Annotated in this window: 13 protein-coding genes; 5 read left to right on the forward strand and 8 right to left on the reverse strand. The window is 67.8% G+C overall.

Features of this window, described 5'->3' with window-relative positions; genetic code table 11:
• Positions 1 to 9: 9 nt before the first annotated feature.
• Positions 10 to 1,017: an SDR family NAD(P)-dependent oxidoreductase gene (locus LSI54_RS04250; protein ID WP_241465334.1), complete on the reverse strand. Its 1,008-nt coding sequence runs from the start codon at positions 1,015 to 1,017 to the stop codon at positions 10 to 12.
• 179 nt (positions 1,018 to 1,196) lie between these two features.
• On the opposite strand from LSI54_RS04250, the gene LSI54_RS04255 reads away from it, so the two are divergent.
• The 4 genes from LSI54_RS04255 to LSI54_RS04270 all read left to right on the forward strand — a co-directional run bounded on the left by LSI54_RS04255 (position 1,197) and on the right by LSI54_RS04270 (position 5,800).
• Positions 1,197 to 2,780, forward strand: a complete 1,584-nt coding sequence (locus LSI54_RS04255) for an acyl-CoA carboxylase subunit beta (protein ID WP_241465335.1) — start codon at positions 1,197 to 1,199, stop codon at positions 2,778 to 2,780.
• 14 nt (positions 2,781 to 2,794) lie between these two features.
• Entirely contained in the window at positions 2,795 to 3,187 is a 393-nt protein-coding gene (locus LSI54_RS04260) for an acyl-CoA carboxylase epsilon subunit (RefSeq protein ID WP_241477827.1), read from the forward strand.
• A complete protein-coding gene (locus LSI54_RS04265; RefSeq protein WP_241477828.1) occupies positions 3,184 to 3,840 on the forward strand; it encodes a Maf family protein in 657 nt (218 codons plus the stop codon). The genes LSI54_RS04260 and LSI54_RS04265 overlap by 4 nt, the downstream gene beginning before the upstream one ends.
• Before the next feature lie 79 nt (positions 3,841 to 3,919).
• Complete coding sequence (locus tag LSI54_RS04270; protein WP_241477829.1) at positions 3,920 to 5,800, forward strand: ATP-binding protein; 1,881 nt, start codon at positions 3,920 to 3,922, stop codon at positions 5,798 to 5,800.
• An 82-nt stretch (positions 5,801 to 5,882) separates the two neighbouring features.
• Here the strand turns inward: LSI54_RS04270 and LSI54_RS04275 are convergent, their stop codons facing one another.
• The 5 genes from LSI54_RS04275 to LSI54_RS04295 form a co-directional block, all read right to left on the reverse strand.
• On the reverse strand, positions 5,883 to 7,025 hold the full coding sequence (locus LSI54_RS04275; RefSeq protein WP_241477830.1) for a mannitol-1-phosphate 5-dehydrogenase: 1,143 nt from the start codon (positions 7,023 to 7,025) through the stop codon (positions 5,883 to 5,885).
• Between the two features lie 134 nt (positions 7,026 to 7,159).
• Entirely contained in the window at positions 7,160 to 9,190 is a 2,031-nt protein-coding gene (locus tag LSI54_RS04280; RefSeq protein WP_241465340.1) for a PTS mannitol transporter subunit IICBA, read from the reverse strand.
• Between the two features lie 118 nt (positions 9,191 to 9,308).
• Positions 9,309 to 10,967 (reverse strand): phosphoenolpyruvate--protein phosphotransferase, encoded by a 1,659-nt coding sequence (gene ptsP / locus LSI54_RS04285; protein WP_241477831.1) that lies wholly within the window; start codon positions 10,965 to 10,967, stop codon positions 9,309 to 9,311.
• Positions 10,967 to 11,239, reverse strand: coding sequence for an HPr family phosphocarrier protein (locus LSI54_RS04290; protein WP_241465342.1), 273 nt, complete (start codon positions 11,237 to 11,239; stop codon positions 10,967 to 10,969). The genes ptsP and LSI54_RS04290 overlap by 1 nt, the downstream gene beginning before the upstream one ends.
• Complete coding sequence (locus LSI54_RS04295; protein ID WP_241465343.1) at positions 11,236 to 11,583, reverse strand: PTS sugar transporter subunit IIB; 348 nt, start codon at positions 11,581 to 11,583, stop codon at positions 11,236 to 11,238. Before LSI54_RS04295 ends, LSI54_RS04290 begins: the two co-directional genes overlap by 4 nt.
• Before the next feature lie 139 nt (positions 11,584 to 11,722).
• On the opposite strand from LSI54_RS04295, the gene LSI54_RS04300 reads away from it, so the two are divergent.
• Positions 11,723 to 13,732, forward strand: a complete 2,010-nt coding sequence (locus LSI54_RS04300; protein WP_241477832.1) for a BglG family transcription antiterminator — start codon at positions 11,723 to 11,725, stop codon at positions 13,730 to 13,732.
• Between the two features lie 90 nt (positions 13,733 to 13,822).
• Here the strand turns inward: LSI54_RS04300 and LSI54_RS04305 are convergent, their stop codons facing one another.
• The gene (locus tag LSI54_RS04305; protein ID WP_241465345.1) at positions 13,823 to 15,235 is read right to left on the reverse strand and encodes an MFS transporter; all 1,413 of its coding nucleotides are present in this window, start codon (positions 15,233 to 15,235) and stop codon (positions 13,823 to 13,825) included.
• A gap of 523 nt (positions 15,236 to 15,758) precedes the next feature.
• Complete coding sequence (locus LSI54_RS04310; RefSeq protein WP_241465346.1) at positions 15,759 to 16,475, reverse strand: TetR/AcrR family transcriptional regulator; 717 nt, start codon at positions 16,473 to 16,475, stop codon at positions 15,759 to 15,761.
• Between the last annotated feature and the right edge of the window lie 344 nt (positions 16,476 to 16,819).

Raw genomic sequence — 16,819 nt, forward strand, 5'->3', positions numbered from 1 at the left:
GGGGACCCCTCAGAGGAAGGCGTCGGGGATCAGCTCGGCCTCGGGATCCACCGCATAGTCGGTGAAGTCCTCGACGCCCAGCTGGCGCAGCACCTGCTCGTCGGTGAGGAAGGCCCCGCTGATCGGGCGCAGCTTCCCATCGGGCGCGGCCGTGGTGACCTGGCCGGAGAGCATGGCCACGGCGGCGTCGGCGACGATGTCCACCCGTCGGGCTCCGCGGATCATGGTCTCGCCCTGCTCACCGGCGAGCGCGGCCAGGTTCCGGATCGCGGCGGTGTCGATATAGGTGGCGGGCCAGAGCGAGTTCACCGCCACGCCGTCTGGCTCGAGCTCGGCGGCCAGACCCACGGTGGTCATCGACATCCCGTACTTGGACATCGTGTAGGCCAGATGCCGACCGAGCCAGATCGGGTCCAGGCCGGCCTCGCTCAGCGCCAGCGGCGGGGAGAGGGTCAGGATCTGCGGGGTGAATTCCGGCTCCGCCGCTGCTCCTGCCGCAGACCCCGAGGCCGTGCCGTCGGCGGGGGCCCGGTGCTTCGCGGCGCTGGTGCGCAGGTGCGGAGCGGCGGTCTTCGAGAGCAGGAAGGTGCCGCGGACGTTGATGTCGTGCATCAGGTCGTAGCGCTTCATGTCCAGCACCTCGGTGGGTGAGAGATCGATCGCCGAGGCGTTGTTGATGACGATGTCGATCCCGCCGAAGGCCTCCACGGTCTGCTCGACGGCGGAGAGCACGTCCTCATCGCGGCGCACGTCGCCGACCACGGCCAGTCCCTGACCGCCGGCCGCCCGGATGTCCTCCACCGCGGTGTGCACGGTGCCGGCGAGCTTCGGATGCGGGGTGTCGGTCTTGGCCAGCAGCGCCACGTTGGCTCCACGGGCCGCCAGTGCGACGGCGATGGCGTGTCCGATGCCCCGGGATCCGCCGGAGATCAGCGCGGTGCGTCCGGTGAGTTCCCCGGCGGCGGCGGGACTGGTCTTCGCGGCAGGTTCGGTGTCAGGTGTTGTGAACTGGGTCATAGGAGCACCCTACCGGTGAGTAACCATGGGTGGAAGCGTCTGGCTTCGTCCAAGCATGCAAGTCCCGTCTGGCTTTTTGTAGAGAGTCCACAGCGGAACGGCCCCCACCCGTGGATAGACTGGCCGCTGAATTGTGGACTTCCTCCAGCCTGCGATCGGAAAGGTGCCACCGCGCAGCCATGACGTCAGATCTCACCACCACCGCCGGCAAGCTGGCCGACTTCCGCCGGCGACGCGACAAGACCCATGCCCCTGCCGGGGAGGAAGCCGTCGCGAAGCAGCACAGCCGCGGGAAGAACACCGCCCGCGAACGCATCGACATGCTCCTGGATCCCGACTCCTTCGTCGAGCTCGACGCCATGGCGGTGCACCGCTCCAGCTCCTTCGGGATGGAGACCCGCCATCCGCTGGGCGACGGACTGGTCTCGGGCTACGGCACCATCGATGATCGCCTCGTCGCCGTCTACTCCCAAGACTTCACGGTCTTCGGCGGATCCCTCTCGAAGGTCAACGGGGAGAAGATCGTCAAGGTCCAGGAGTTCGCCGCCCGCAACGGCTGCCCGGTGATCGGGATCAACGACGGCGGCGGGGCGCGCATCCAGGAGGGCGTGTCCTCGCTGGCGATGTTCGCCGACATCTTCCGGAACAACGTCCACTCTTCTGGAGTGATACCGCAGATCACCCTGATCATGGGCCCTGCCGCCGGCGGCGCCGCCTACTCCCCTGCGCTGACCGACTTCGTGATCATGGTGGACAAGACCTCCCACATGTTCATCACCGGGCCCGACGTCATCAAGTCCGTCACCGGTGAGGACGTCGACATGGAGACCCTGGGCGGGGCCCGGTCCCACTCCACGGTCACCGGAACGGCGGCCTATATGGCCTCCGACGAGGCCGACGCCGTGGAGTTCGCCAAGGAGCTGCTGGAGTTCCTCCCGCTGAACAACCTGGCGGAGGCCCCCATCGAGGACCATGAGGAGCGGCCCAAGATCGAGACCGGCGACGAGGCGCTCAATGCGCTGATCCCGGACTCCTCCTCCGCCCCCTATGACATGCGCGTCCTGATCGAACAGATCCTCGATGACGGCCACTTCCTGGAGCTGCAGAGCCTCTACGCCCCCAACGTCACCATCGGCTTCGGCCGGGTCGAGGGCCGCTCGGTCGGCGTGGTCGCGAACCAGCCCACCCAGTTCGCCGGCACCCTGGACATCGCCGCCTCCGAGAAGGCCGCCCGGTTCGTCCGCTTCTGCGACTCCTTCAACATCCCGATCCTGACCCTGGTCGACGTCCCGGGCTTCCTGCCCGGCACCGACCAGGAGTTCAACGGGATCATCCGGCGCGGCGCCAAGCTGCTCTACGCCTACGCCGAGGCGACGGTGCCGAAGATCACGGTGATCACCCGCAAGGCCTTCGGCGGCGCCTACATCGTGATGGGCTCCAAGAAGCTCGGCGCCGATGTGAACCTGGCCTGGCCCACCGCGCAGATCGGGGTGATGGGGGCCCAGGGCGCGGTGAACATCCTCTACCGGCGCGACCTCGCCGCGGTGGAGAAGTCCGGCGGGGACGTGGAGGGACGCCGGAAGTCGCTGATCGCCGACTACGAGGCCGAGCTGCTGAACCCCTACCAGGCGGCTGAGCTCGGCTACATCGACGCGGTGATCGAACCTGCCGAGACCCGCTGGCAGATCTCCAACGCCCTGCGCGCCACCCAGCACAAGCGCGAGGCGCTGCCGGCCAAGAAGCACGGAAACATTCCGCTCTAGAAGGGCTTCAGACCATGACCCACGCAATCCTGAGCACCGAGCAGCTCCCCGAGGCCGACGCCGCGGCGAGCGTCTCCACCGACGCGGCCGAGCCTGCCGCGACGCTCGTGTCTGATGCGTCCGTTGAGGCCGAGCCGGACTCTGGCTCTGAGCAGGACTCCGAGGCTGAGCAGGATGCCGAGGCCGTGGACGGCTCGGACCTGCAGATGGCCGGAGGGACTCTCAACGATGAAGAGCTCGCCGCGGTGACCGCCGTGCTGGGCACCCTGGCCGGAGCCTCGGAGGTCGAGCACAACGGGGCCGGCAGCGCCGGCCCCAGCGACCGCACCCTGCAGCGGCGCCGTCGGCTCGGCCTGTGGGGTCGGCCCGGGCCGGACTCCTGGAAGCATGCGGCGGGCCTGCGATGACCCGCCTGATCCTCGGCTCCGCCTCGACCAGCCGAGCCCGCATCCTGACCCAGGCCGACGTGATCTTCACAGTCCGCGTCTCCGATGTCGACGAGCCCGCCGCGGTGGCCGCCGCCCAGGAGAAGCTCGACGGCGATCAGCTCACCCCGGCCATGGAGGCTCAGCTGCTCGCTGACCTGAAGGCCGCCGCCGTCGCGAATCTGCCCGGCATCAACAGCCGACCCTCGGTGATGGTGCTCGGCTGCGACTCGGTCTTCGAGCTCGACGGCGCCAGCTACGGGAAGCCCTTCGAGGTCGATGTCGCGGTGCAGCGCTGGAAGCAGATGCGCGGACGCACCGGGGTGCTGCACACCGGCCACGCCCTGATCGACGCCTCCACCGGCACCCGGGCCCAGCGCACGGTCTCCACCCGAGTCAGCTTCGGTGAACCCACCGACGCCGAGATCCAGCGCTACGCCGAGTCCGGCGAGCCGCTGAACTGCGCCGGCGGCTTCACCATCGACGGCCGCGGCGCCGCCTTCATCGAGGCGATCGAGGGGGACCACCTCTCCGTCATCGGGGTCTCCCCCGCGGCGCTGCACTCGATGCTCGCCGAGCTGGGGCATTCCATCACCGACCTGTGGTCCCCGCCGCCCGCGCCCACCCACACCTGAGACTTCCCAGGGGCGGCACTTCCCGCGCCTGCAGACCCACCCTCACCGGTGGGCGACAGCGAAAGCAGAGAGAGGAACCATGACCGAGTTCACCAAGGTCCTGATCGCCAACCGCGGCGAGATCGCCGTGCGCGTCATCCGCGCCGCCCAGGACGAGGGGCTGGCCGCCGTCGCCGTCTATGCCGACCCGGACCGTGACTCGGTGCATGTGCGCATGGCCGACGAGGCCTACGCCCTCGGCGGCGCCACAGCCGCCGAGAGCTACCTGAGCATCCCGAAGATCCTCGCGGCGGCCCGGGCCACCGGCGCCGACGCCGTGCATCCCGGCTACGGGTTCCTCTCCGAGAACGCCGAGTTCGCCCAGGCCGTGATCGACGCCGGGCTGACCTGGATCGGGCCCTCGCCGAAGGCCATCGACATCCTCGGAGACAAGGTCTCGGCGCGGCAGCTCGCCGAGCGGGTGGGTGCGCCGCTGGCGCCGGGCACCAAGGAACCGGTCAAGGACGCCAAAGAGGTCATGCGCTTCGCCGAGAAGCAGGGACTTCCGCTGGCCATCAAGGCCGCCTACGGCGGCGGCGGCCGCGGCATCAAGGTGGTGCGTGAACATGACGAGATAGCCGAGCTCTTCGAATCCGCGGTGCGCGAGGCGGTCTCCGCCTTCGGTCGCGGCGAGTGTTTCATCGAACGCTTCCTGGACTCCCCGCGCCATGTCGAGACCCAGTGCCTGGCGGACGAACACGGCAACGTCGTCGTCGTCTCCACCCGGGACTGCTCGCTGCAGCGGCGGAACCAGAAGCTCGTCGAGGAGGCCCCGGCGCCGTTCCTGACCCGGGCGCAGAACCGGCAGCTCTACCGGTCCTCCAAGGCCATCATGCGTGAGGCCGGCTATGTGGGCGCCGGCACCTGTGAGTTCCTCATCGGTCAGGACGGCACCATCAGCTTCCTGGAGGTCAACACCCGGCTGCAGGTCGAGCACCCGGTCTCCGAGGAGGTCACCGGCATCGACCTGGTCCGTGAGCAGTTCCGGATCGCCCGGGGCGAGCGCCTGGGCTACGAGGATCCGGAGATCCGCGGGCACAGCATCGAGTTCCGCATCAACGGGGAGGACCCGGGGCGCAACTTCATGCCCGCACCGGGCACCCTGGAGACCTTCGATCTTCCGCACGGGCCCGGCGTCCGGGTGGACTCCGGCGTCCACGCCGGGGAGACGATCTCCGGAGCCTTCGATTCGATGATCGCCAAGGTCATCATCACCGGCGCCACCCGCGAGCAGGCGCTGCGCCGTGCCCGACGCGCGCTGAAGGAGATGAAGGTCGAAGGCATGCCCACGGTTCTGCCCTTCCACCGTGCGGTGCTCGAAGACATCGCCTTCGCCCCCGAGCTGGTCCCTGCCGCCGCGACCCAGACCTCCTCAGGCACAGGAGCAGCTGGAGGCCACGGCAACGCGGTCTCCCAGGCCGCCGAGCGGCTGGCACGACGCCGGGCGCCCGCCGCGGAGAGTTTCAGCGTGCACACGCGGTGGATCGAGACCGAGTTCAACAACCAGATCCCGCCGTACAACGCGCTCATGGCCCACCCGGCCCACGACCATGAGGAGCCGCGCGAGTCGGTGGTGATGGAGGTCAACGGCAAGCGCATCACGGTGAACCTGCCCGCGGCCCTGGCCGGCGGCAAGCTCGGCGGCAAGCCCGCCGGGGGCAAGAAGCGGCGCAAGGCGCGCAGCACCTCCGCCGCGGCGGTCTCTGGGGATGATCTGACCTCACCGATGCAGGGCACGATCGTGAAGGTGGCCGCGAAGGACGGCGCGAAGGTCGCCGAAGGAGATCTGGTGCTGGTCCTGGAGGCGATGAAGATGGAGCAGCCCATCACCGCGCACAAGGCCGGCCGGTTGAAGGGGCTCAAGGCCAAGGCCGGGTCCACCGTGACCGCCGGCCAGGTCGTGGCCAGCATCATCGACTGATCCTCCCCCAGCAGATCCTCCGCATCGCGACAAACGGGTGTGGTCAGCGTGTGGAGGGAAGTCCCCGGGGTGGTGCGGGTGGTCAGCCCTGCCGGGCGGTGACCAGCTCGCGGACTCTGCTGTAGAGCGGATCTGCCGGTTGCAGCCCGGTGATCTGGGCGGTCAGCGCGTCGGCGTCGAGCTCGGTGAGCAGCTTCTGCAGCTGCTGGGTCTGCTCATCGGCGGCCGACTCGAAGTGCAGCGCCGCCTCGACGACGGCGAGCAGCCCCTCCACGCTCAGGCCGCGCTCCGCCGCCTCCACGGCGGGCCCGATCAGGCGTTCGTGCCGGGAGAGCTTGCGCAGCGGCTGCCGCCCCACCCGATCCACGGTGTCTGGAAGCTCCGGGTTGCGGAAGCGCTCCAGGATGGTCGCTCGGTAGGCGGCCATCTCCTCGGGGGCGAAGCCGTGCTTGTCCACCAGCAGCGCCGAGGTCTCCTCGAGGGCGGCACGGACTCCGGCGAAGACCGTCTCATCGGTCAGCGCCTCGGCGATCGTGCTGCGGCCCGCGCGGAACCCCAGGTAGGCGGTGGCGGCGTGGCCGGTGTTCACGGTGAAGAGCTTGCGCTCGATATAGGGGCCGAGGTCGTCCACGAAGTGGGCGCCCGGGATGTTCGGCCGGTCCTCACCGAAGGGTCCTGCTTCGATGGCCCATTCGTAGAACGGCTCCACGGTGACGTCGACTCCTCCGTCGACGGGCTGTCCCGGGACGATCCGGTCCACCGCGGTGTTGGCGAACACTGCCCGGGCCGAGAGCATCTCCCACTGCTCCCCGGCGAGCTCCTGCACATGGTCGCGCAGCGTGTCGGTGGCGCCCAGGGCGTTCTCGCACGCCATGATCTGCAGCGGCTGGGCCTCGGCCGGGCGCTGCAGCAGGCCGGAGAGCACATGCGGGGCGATGAACTTCAAGATGGCAGGTCCCACGGCGGTGGTGACCACATCGGCGGAGGCGACCTCTGCGGCCACCGCCTGCGGGTCCTCGGTGCTGTTCAGTGCCCGGAAGTTCGTGACCTCCCGGTCGACGCCACCGGCTCCGACCTCGTGCACGGTGTAGCTGCGCGCATCCGAGAGCGCGTCCACCAGGGGTGCTGCGACGTCGGAGAAGACCACCTCATAGCCTCCCTCGTGCAGCAGGGTTCCTACGAAGCCGCGGCCGATGTTTCCCGCGCCGAAATGGACTGCCAGCATGTTGACTCCCGAAGGTTGAGTGCTCAGATGTATGTGGTGTGTGCAGCGGCGAAGGGGGTGCGCCACCGGTGATCCGTGTGACGCACCCCCCTTCGGCTCAGCGGGTGCCCGCGGGCACCGGTGTCAGCCCAGGCTCAGCCGGCGTTGACCGCCGAGAGCAGCGTCAACAGCTCCTCCTCGGAGGAGGCCTGCTTGAGCTTGGCGACCTCCGCGTCGTCGGAGAAGAGCTCAGCGATCTTGGAGAGGATCTCCAGGTGCTCGTCACCGACCCCGGCGATGCCGATCACGAAGGTGACCTTCTCTCCGGCCCAGTCCACGCCGCCGTCGTAGCGGGTCACCGAGAGCGCCGAGGCCAGAACAGCTGACTTCGCGTCGTTGGTGCCGTGTGGGATGGCCAGCTCGTTGCCCATGTAGGTGGAGACCGTGGCCTCGCGCTCCTTCATGGCCCTGAGGTACTCCTCGGTCACCGCGCCGGCTGCGCCGAGGATCTCGGCCGCTTCGGTGAGCGCCTCGTCCTGGGTGGCGGAGCCGGTGTGGATGCGGACCTGCGAGCGGGTCAGGATCTGTGAGTCGCTGCGCACACGGGTGTCCATGGCGACTCCCCCGGCGGAGGACTCGTGCGAGTCGACGCCGTCATCAGCATCCCGTCCGGAGGACCTGGCCTCGCTCTGCCGGATCAGCGTGACGACGTCGTCGTACTCCGGGGCGTTCATGAAGCTGTCCACCGAGACGTGCACCGCCTGCGGCTCCTTGGCGCGTGCCCGATCGGTGAGCTGCTGCTGGGTGATGACCAGATCGGCGTCCCCCGGCAGCGAGGCGACGGCCTTGTTGGTGACCGTGACGCCTTCGATGCCTGCCCCGGAGATCTTCTTGCGCAGCACCGAGGCGCCCATCGCGGAGGAGCCCATGCCGGCGTCGCAGGCGAAGATGATGTTCGTGATCTTCTGCGCCGGGACCTGGGTCGCGGCGGAGAGGTTCGCCAGATGCGAGGAGGACCTGCCCTTGTTCGCCTCGGTCTTCGCCACGGCCGCCGCGAAGCTGTCCTCATTCGCCGCAAGATCACGCTTCCGGCTGGAGAGCAGGATGACCGAAGCGACCGAGAAGGTCACCGTTGCCGAGAGGATCACCGAGAGGATGACCCCGACGTAGGAGCCCTGCGCGGTCTGCGCCACCACCGCGATGATCGAACCCGGTGCGGCGGGCGCTCGCAGACCCGACTCGAAGACCATGTTGGTGCCGACGCCCGTGGCGCCACCGGCGATCATGGCGATCAGCAGCGCTGGCTTCATCAGCACGTAGGGGAAGTAGACCTCGTGGATGCCGCCGACGAACTGGATGAGCAGAGCACCGGGGGCGGTGGCCCGTGCAATGCCGGTGCCGAAGATCGAGAAGGCCAGCAGGACGCCGAAGCCGGGCCCCGGGTTGGCCTCGAGCAGGAACAGGATCGACTGGCCGTTCTCAGCCGCATCCGCGATGCCCAAGGGCGTCAGCACACCGTGGTTGATGGCGTTGTTGAGGAAGAAGACCTTCGCTGGTTCGATGATGACCGAGGTCAGCGGCAGCAGATTGGTCTCGATGAGCCAGCGCACCGCGTTGCCCATGACATCCATCAGCGCGTTGATCGCAGGAGCGACCCAGTAGAAGCCGGCGAGGGCCAGCAGGAAGCCGCCGATGCCTGCGGAGAACATGTTGACCAGCATCTCGAAGCCGGACTTGATCTTGCCCTCCCACAGCTTGTCGAGCTGCTTGATCGCGTAGGCGCCCAGGGGACCCATGATCATCGCACCGATGAACATGTGGACCTGCCCCAGTTCGCCGGCACCCTCTGGGAGGGTCGCGTTGAACTGGGCGACGAGCCAGTCGGAGCCAGCGATGACGCCCATGGTGGCGATCGCGCCGACGACGGCACCGCGCGTGTCGTAGATCATCCGGCCACCCTGCATGGCGATCAGGATCGGCAGCAGGTAGTGGATCATCGGACCGACGATCGAGGCGAGCGCCTCGTTCGGGAACGGACCGACCTCGATGAACAGCGCGGTGATGATGCCCCAGGCGATAAGGGCGGGGATGTTGGGCATGATCATGCCCGACAGGAATGAGCCGAATCGCTGGACGGCCACACGTGTGCCGCCCCGATCCTTCGTCTCAGCTGACACCGTTGTCATGACGGGGCCTCTTTCTTGTGATGGTGAGACGCCCCCTGCGGGTGCGTCAAAGGTGTCGGCCCTGGAACGAGGGCCGGTCTCAGCGACTTAGGCGATGATTCAGTTGTTCAGTCGTGGTTCAGGACTTCTGCGCCGCGGTCTGTGCGGCTTCCCGCGCCTGCGCCGCGGTGGCGGCAGCAAGCGCGGCGGCGGCGATGGAGCGTGCCTCCTCCAAGGTGTGCAGCTTCAGCTCGGCCCGCACATCTGCGAGCGCGGCCGGAGACATCGAGAGCGTGTTCACGCCGAGTCCGACCAGGACGACGGCGAGCAGCGGGTCCGCGGCGGCCTCGCCACAGACTCCGACGGGCTTCTTCGAAGCGATCCCGGCGGCGCCGACTTCACGGATCAGCCGCAGCACCGCGGGGTGCCAGGGATCCTGCAGGGACGCCACGGAACCGAGCAGGCGGTCGGCCGCCATCGTGTACTGGGTCAGGTCGTTGGTGCCGATGGAGGCGAAGTCGGTGCGTGTGAGCAGCTCATCGGCCATCAGCGCGATCGAGGGGACCTCCACCATGACCCCGGCCGTCTGCAGACCGTGCTCCTTGGCCAGCGCCGTGAACGCTTCGGCCTCCTCCACGGTGGAGACCATCGGAGCCATCACCCAGACGTCGGCATCGGTGTTCTCCTGCGCCTGGGCCAGGGCGGTGAGCTGGTCCGTGAGGATCTGCTCATTGGCCATCAGCGCGCGCAGTCCGCGCAGACCCAGTGCCGGGTTCTCCTCGGGCGCGTCGTTGAGGAAGCTCAGCGGCTTGTCAGCGCCGGCGTCGAGGGCTCGGACCACCACCTTCTGGCCGGGGAAGGCCTCGAGCACCGACTGGTAGGCCTCGCGCTGCTCTTCCACCGAGGGCGCCTCGTCGGCGCTGAGGAAGAGAAACTCGGTGCGGAAGAGCCCCACACCTTCGGCGCCCAGCGCCACCGCCTTGGCCGCGCTCTTGGCCGAGCCGAGGTTCGCCAGCAGCGGCACCGCGGTGCCGTCTGCCAGGGCGCCCGGAGTCACCGGTGCCACGGCCTCCGCCGCATGCGCGGCGCGGCGGGCCTCGGCCTCGTCGAGCTGTTCCTGGGTCGGATCAGCGATCACCGCGCCGGCTCCGGCGTCGACGATCACCTGCTGGCCCTCCAGAAGGCTCTCGGCCTCGGCGACGCCGACGATGGCGGTGATGGACTTCTCGCGCGCCAGGATCGCGGTGTGCGAGGTCGGTCCGCCCTGGATGGTCACCAGGGCGAGGACCTGGTCCAGGTTCAGCAGCGCGGTGTCCGCCGGCGCCAGATCCTCGGCCACCAGGATGAACGGGTGTCCGGGGTCCGGGATGCCCGGGGCGGGCAGCCCACGCAGGCTGGCGATCACGCGCTGGGACACGTCGGAGAGGTCCGAGGCGCGCTCGCCGAGATAGCCGCCGAGCGCCTCCAGCGTGGCGCGGAACTCGGCGAAGGCCTCGTGCACGGCGTATTCGCCGGTCTTGCCCGCCTTCAGCCGGGTCGCCACGGCGTCGTGCAGGGTCGGGTCCTGGGCCATCATGGCCTGAGCCTCGAGCACGTCGCGGGCCATGCCGCCGGCGGTGCGGCCGCGGGCTTCGAGCTCGGCGGCCACTTCGGCGACTGCCACCTGCACCCGCTGCGTCTCAGCGTCGGCGCTGAGCGCGGAGGCTTCATCCGCGGGCGCCGGCGGCGGAGCGGACATTCGGGCCACGGGTCCCGCGGCGATGCCCCTTCCGACGCCGATTCCGGAGAGCTCCGGCATCAGGAGGCCTCGTCGTGGTCGGTGGTCAGGAACTGCTCCAGGCTCTCCAGGGTCTGCTCCTCGTTCCCGCCTTCGGCGGTGAGCACCACCTGATCGTTCTTCTCCACGCCGAGGGAGAGCACCCCGAGGATGCTGGCCGCGTTGACGGACTTCTCACCCTTGGCGATCGTCACCTGCGCGCCGGAGGCCTGGGCGGCCTCCACGAACAGCTTGGCCGGACGTGCGTGCAGCCCCTGGGAGGAGGCGACGGTGACAGTGCGAGTGGAGCTCATGAGAGTCCCTTTCGGGTTGATGCGGCGGCGGCCGCGTCGGGCATGGGGAGGGCCTCGAGGATCAGCGCCAAGGCGCTGGTGCCTTCGAGGTCGGTATAGATGTCTGCCGGAAGCAGTCTCACCACGGTGCCTGCCGGCGCGGTGAGTCCTTGGATGTCCTCCAGCGAGTCCGCCAGATGCGGGCCCAGGAGGATCAGATCTGCGGAGTCGAGATCATGCAGCAGGGAGGCCTGGTTTCCTGCGCGCACTGCGTAGGGCACGCCGGCCAGGCGCATCGCCTTCTTCACACGCTGTGCCACGAAGGTGCTGGACGCGCCAGCACCACAGACCACCAGGATCTCCATTGATCTCACACTCCTTCCTCCTCGATTGTGCAGTGATTCAGGGCACACTGCACCGGCGTGGGGCCGAGAGTTCTTTCCGCCGGGGAGGAAGAATCGCCCGGCCGATGTGGCCGGCCGGTAAGGTTTGAGCGTGGACCGGATGAGCAGACGCCAGGAGCAGCTGATCAACCTGCTCCTGCGTGAGCCCGGGTGGATCACCGCAGGCTCGCTGGCTGACCTGCTCGGCGTCACCCCGCGAAGCGTCAGGTCCTATATCGCTCAGCTCAATGCACGCGCCGCCGCTGGACCGCAGGCCGCTGCTCCTCACCCGGCCTCTTCCGACTCCAGCACCTCAAACTCCGCGGCACCTCGTTCGACCGTCGCGCACTCGGCATCCGCCCTGCCGACGGCGCTGATCGAATCCGGGCCCGCCGGATACCGGGCGGACCGGGCCGCACTGGCAGCGCTGCGCAGCGACTCCGGCCGCGCCTCGACCCGGGACCGGCTCCACGGCCTGGTGCACGAGCTGCTCGAGGCGCAGAACGGGATCGATCTGCGCCGCACCGCCGAACGCCTCTATGTCTCCATGGCCACGGTGGAGGCCGATCTGGTCCGGGTCCGCGAGCTGCTGGCCGGCACCGGCAACACCATCCAACGTTCAGGCGCGCGTGCGCTGCTGGTCGGCGATGAGCTCGCCCAGCGGCGGCTGGTCTCGAAGCTCGCCCATGAAGAGATGGAGCACGGCTCCTTCGACGGCGAGGGCCTGCGCCGTGCGGCGGGACTGGGGTCTCTGGAGGCGGAGGCCTTCGGTCCGTTCAAGCGAGAACTGGCGGCCCAGCTGGCCGAGCAGGGCTACTACGTCAACGAGTTCGCCTCCGCCGATGTGGTCCTGCACGTGGCCATCGCCGCCGACCGGGTCAGCCACGGCCACCCGCTGGAGGGGACCCATCTGCAGCCCAGCGCCCAGCAGGAACGGCTGGCCGGCGTCGTCGGGGCTCTGGCCTCCCAGCACTTCGGAGTGAGTCTGGGCCAGGGCGACCTGCAGCATCTGGCCTCGCTGGTGCTGACCCGGGTGGTCGCCTCGGACGGCAGCGCGGGCACCGAGGTGCCGCTGGACCCCGAGGTGGAGCGGGCGGTGATCCGCGCCGTGGGCCACGCCGCGGAGGAGTATCTGGTGGACATCGCCCACGCCGACTTCATCCGGCGACTGAGCCTGCACGTGCAGAATCTGGTCCATCGGGCGCGGGAGCAGGCCTTCTCACGCAATCCGCTGACCAAGTCGCTGAAGTCCAGCTATCCGATGATCTTCCAGGTCGCGGTCTCCATCGCCAGCGACATCACCGAGCAGCTGGACGTGCTGATCCGCGAGGATGAGATCGCCTACATCGCAATGCATGTGGGCGGCCGACTGGAACGCAGCCGCCGCGCCGAGGCCGCGCTGACCGCGACCATCGTCTGCCCCGGTTACTACGAGCTCCATGACCTGCTGCGCTCGCGGCTGGATGAATCACTCGGGCCTGGCATCGAGGTCACCGCGGTGGAGACCCGGACGGATCCCGACTGGGCTGGAATGAACACCGATCTGGTGCTGACCACGATCGAACCCCCGGTGCCCGATGAGCGCACGGTCCAGCTTGCCCCGTTCATCACCGACGCCGACATGCAGCGCATCGCCGCGGTGGCGTCGAGGCGTCGTCGCACCCGGCGGCTCACCCGGCTGCGCGGAGAGCTGGAGCGCTACTTCAGCCCCGATGCCTTCCTCCGCCCGCTCCGGGCGAAGGACGAAGAAGATGCGATCCGCCAGCTCAGCGCACCGCTCCTCGCCCAGGGCATCATCGATGAGGACTATGTGCGCGGCACGATCGAGCGCGAGCGGCTCTCCTCCACGGCCTTCACCGAGTCCCTCGCGGTCCCGCACGCGCTGACCATGACGGCGCGGCGCACCGCGCTCTCGATCGGGATCGCCGAGGGTTCGATCCGCTGGGGCGAAGGGCGCATCCAGGTCGTGGCCCTGGCGGCGTTCTCCGAGTCCGAGCGCGATGCGTTCCAGACCGTCTTCGAGCAGCTCGTGGAGGTGCTCAGCGAACGGGAGTCGCTGCAGCGGATCCTGCGTCGGGGCACCGACTTCGGCGGGTTCCTCGATGAGCTGGTCGCGGTCATCGACGGCTGAGCCGGCTCTCGCCGGGTCCTGGATGACCCGGGACACAGCACTGCCCCGCCCAGGGCCGTGGCCTTGGACGGGGCAGCTGTAGGCGGCTGGCTACTCGGCAGCCTCGGTGTACAGGGACTTCTTCGAGGTCTCCGGGGCGAGGATCAGCGCGATCAGGGTCAGCACGCCCAGTCCGGCCAGGTACAGCCCGACCGCGCCGACGCCGTAGGCCTGCACCAGCCAGGCCGCCACGAAGGGGGTCAGCGCCGCACCGAGGATGGATGCGGCGTTGTAGGCCACACCCGATCCGGTGTAGCGGGTGTTCGTGGGGAACAGCTCCGGCAGCACCGCGGACATGGGACCGAAGGTGAGACCCATCAGCGTCATGCCGACGGCGAGGAAGGCCAGCATCTGCCAGACGTTGAGGTCCTCGCCGGTGCCCATGGAGTCGGCGGAGAGCCAGTATCGGAAGCTCAGTCCGAAGGCCATGATCGCCAGGGTGACCACGATCAGCATCGGGCGTCGGCCGAAGCGGTCGGCCAGTCGGCCTGCCACCGGCACGAAGATCGCGAAGAAGGTGATGGCGACGATCTGCAGCACCAGGAAGTCCTGGTAGCCGTAGCTCAGGCCTCCGACCTCGGCGCTGCCGATGGCGTAGGAGAGCACCCAGGTGGTCATCAGATAGAACAGCCCGTAGGTGGCCAGCATGATGAAGGTGCCCAGGATGATCTCCCACCAGTTGCGCCGGAAGACCTCCCCGATGGGGGTCTTGACCCGCTCGTTGCCGGCCATGGCCTTGGCGAACACCGGGGTCTCCTCGATCCGCAGCCGGACGTAGAGCCCGACGGCGACCATGAGCACCGAGAGCAGGAACGGCAGGCGCCAGCCCCACACCAGGAACGGATCATCGAGGTCACGCGCGGTGGAGTCATAGGCGAAGAGGGTGGCCAGCAGCAGGAAGAGGCCGTTGGCGAGCATGAAGCCGAAGGGAGCACCGAGCTGCGGCCACATGGCCGCCTGCGCACGCTTGCCCGGCCGGGCGGTCTCCGAGGCCAGCAGCGCGGCACCGGACCATTCCCCGCCCAGTCCCAGTCCCTGGCAGAAGCGCAGGATGGTCAGCATCGCGGGCGCCCAGAGCCCGACCTGGTGGTAGGTGGGCAGCAGACCGATCAGGAACGTGGCGATGCCCATGGTCAGCAGCGCGCCGACCAGGGTGGCCTTGCGTCCGACCTTGTCCCCGTAGTGGCCGAAGATGATCGCGCCCAGCGGCCGCGCCACGAAGGCCGCACCGAATGTGGCCATGGAGGCCAGCAGCGCGGAGCCCTCGTCGCCGTAGAAGAAGAGCAGCGGGAAGATCGAGACGGCCGCGGTGGCGTAGATGTAGAAGTCATAGAACTCGATCGTGGTCCCGATCAGCGAGGCCATGATGATCCGGCGGCGCGGGACGGTGAGGTTCTCATCGGCCACGTCATCGACTCTTCGTTTCGAGGCGCTGGGCACAGAGGGGTCAAGAGAGGTAGACATTGCTGGGCATCTCCACAGAAGGATTGATGGTGAGGCGCCGAGTGCGGCGCAGACCCAAAATGATAGGACGAGGCCGTGGGAGCCCGGCACCCGAGCCGAGGCAGTCTCATCAGCTGAGACTGCAGGGGCGGCTTCCAGAGACCGATCCGAATCGTTCCAGGGATGATCCATCTCTTCGAGTCGTACTGATCTGGTCGGGCCTACGCTCGTACGTCACTCTTGGCGACTCTGTCGCCCGATTCAGGCGTGGCGCCGATGCCACGTGTTCGCGCTGCGGAGTCGCGCGTCTACGCGGAGCGCAGGTACGCCCCCTGGTTTCGAGCCCTTCGTGGTATGAAATCGCTTGGGATGACGGTCGTGAAAGACTCGTCTCCCAGCGCACCCCGTGAATCCGACAAAGCTTCCGCCGGACCCGCCGCGAGATATAAGTATCGGCTCCAAAAAGGCATGCCCACCGCGTTCGCGACCAGAGAATATACATCCAATAACCAGCAATAGAATTGCTAATAAAACGAACTTAAACCTATTGGCTGATATAGAACTCAATGCGATCAATTAATGCTTCCAAGCCGATCTCAAATTCATTTTTTGAGTGATCCTCGCTTAGGGCTGTTTTCAAACGCATTACCACTGGGACTGCACTGAGGTCGAGTCCGGAATCCCCTTCAGGAACAATCGCATTTCCCTCGTCCAGGGGAACCTCTACGGATGAGACCTCAGCTCCGCGGACGACTGATTCCAGCAGCAGGTGCCCCAGAAGGAAGCTGCTGATTATTCGATAGGTGTGAACTGCGGCAGAGTCGCTGAAACCATGGTCGATGAGCGCGCGCAGGAAGCCTTCTACCAGGGAGAGGCTGCGCAGTGGGGGGCGAAGCCACGGTGCCGAAGGGTGGCGGGTCGCGACGAGCGGGAAGACCAGAGGGTGCTCGACCGCGATCTGGCGAACCTGATGGGCAAATGTCTGAAGATACCCCTGCCACGTCTCACTGAGCTGCTTGTCGAGATCGTCTTCCAACCCTTGTAAAAGTTCAGCGACGACGCTCTCGAGCAGGTCTTCGCGCCCTGAGACGTGCCTGTACAGCGCCATCGCCTCCACATCTAGGCTGGCACCGAGGGCGCGCATCGTCAGCTTCTGTGCACCATGCGTGTCGATGTACGACAGGGCCGACCTCACAACCAATTCACGGCTGAGCCCGGGTCGCGCCTTGTCTGAACCTGCAGCGTCGGTTGTCCGATCCATTTGCGTTTACCCCGATACCTGATAGGTGACTTCCCCAAAAGACGCCCAGCTGGTGAACGCTTCTGCGTGCGCTCATCCATGGTACTCCGGCGGAGTTTCTTCGCAGATTCAGTCGAGTTCACCGCTGGAACCGCATGCCCAGGATCGAAGGTCTTGGACATCGACTCGGATGCCCAGACCAGAAGCGATCGCCGATGGGCCCTGGCAGGTCGGGCCGCCTTGCCCGGCGCAGCGCGGCGTGCTGCCACGTGATCCTCAGATTCCGACTGGATGACTATTGCTCAGGGCTGTGTTTACAGTGTAATCTCCAGAGCAGGCTGAAACCCCGAAGCCGCAGCGATGAC

It is taken from the genome of Nesterenkonia sp. AY15 (assembly GCF_022565855.1).
Classification (GTDB): domain Bacteria; phylum Actinomycetota; class Actinomycetes; order Actinomycetales; family Micrococcaceae; genus Nesterenkonia.

What these genes read in the sequence shown, in the direction of transcription:
- LSI54_RS04270 (WP_241477829.1), top strand. Translation starts at nt 3,920, where the DNA reads ATGACCGAGTTCACCAAGGTCCTGATCGCCAACCGCGGCGAGATCGCC.
- LSI54_RS04310 (WP_241465346.1), bottom strand. Translation starts at nt 16,475, where the DNA reads ATGGATCGGACAACCGACGCTGCAGGTTCAGACAAGGCGCGACCCGGG.
- LSI54_RS04275 (WP_241477830.1), bottom strand. Translation starts at nt 7,025, where the DNA reads ATGCTGGCAGTCCATTTCGGCGCGGGAAACATCGGCCGCGGCTTCGTA.
- LSI54_RS04265 (WP_241477828.1), top strand. Translation starts at nt 3,184, where the DNA reads ATGACCCGCCTGATCCTCGGCTCCGCCTCGACCAGCCGAGCCCGCATC.
- LSI54_RS04295 (WP_241465343.1), bottom strand. Translation starts at nt 11,583, where the DNA reads ATGGAGATCCTGGTGGTCTGTGGTGCTGGCGCGTCCAGCACCTTCGTG.
- ptsP (WP_241477831.1), bottom strand. Translation starts at nt 10,967, where the DNA reads ATGCCGGAGCTCTCCGGAATCGGCGTCGGAAGGGGCATCGCCGCGGGA.
- LSI54_RS04250 (WP_241465334.1), bottom strand. Translation starts at nt 1,017, where the DNA reads ATGACCCAGTTCACAACACCTGACACCGAACCTGCCGCGAAGACCAGT.
- LSI54_RS04290 (WP_241465342.1), bottom strand. Translation starts at nt 11,239, where the DNA reads ATGAGCTCCACTCGCACTGTCACCGTCGCCTCCTCCCAGGGGCTGCAC.
- LSI54_RS04260 (WP_241477827.1), top strand. Translation starts at nt 2,795, where the DNA reads ATGACCCACGCAATCCTGAGCACCGAGCAGCTCCCCGAGGCCGACGCC.
- LSI54_RS04300 (WP_241477832.1), top strand. Translation starts at nt 11,723, where the DNA reads ATGAGCAGACGCCAGGAGCAGCTGATCAACCTGCTCCTGCGTGAGCCC.
- LSI54_RS04305 (WP_241465345.1), bottom strand. Translation starts at nt 15,235, where the DNA reads ATGTCTACCTCTCTTGACCCCTCTGTGCCCAGCGCCTCGAAACGAAGA.
- LSI54_RS04280 (WP_241465340.1), bottom strand. Translation starts at nt 9,190, where the DNA reads ATGACAACGGTGTCAGCTGAGACGAAGGATCGGGGCGGCACACGTGTG.
- LSI54_RS04255 (WP_241465335.1), top strand. Translation starts at nt 1,197, where the DNA reads ATGACGTCAGATCTCACCACCACCGCCGGCAAGCTGGCCGACTTCCGC.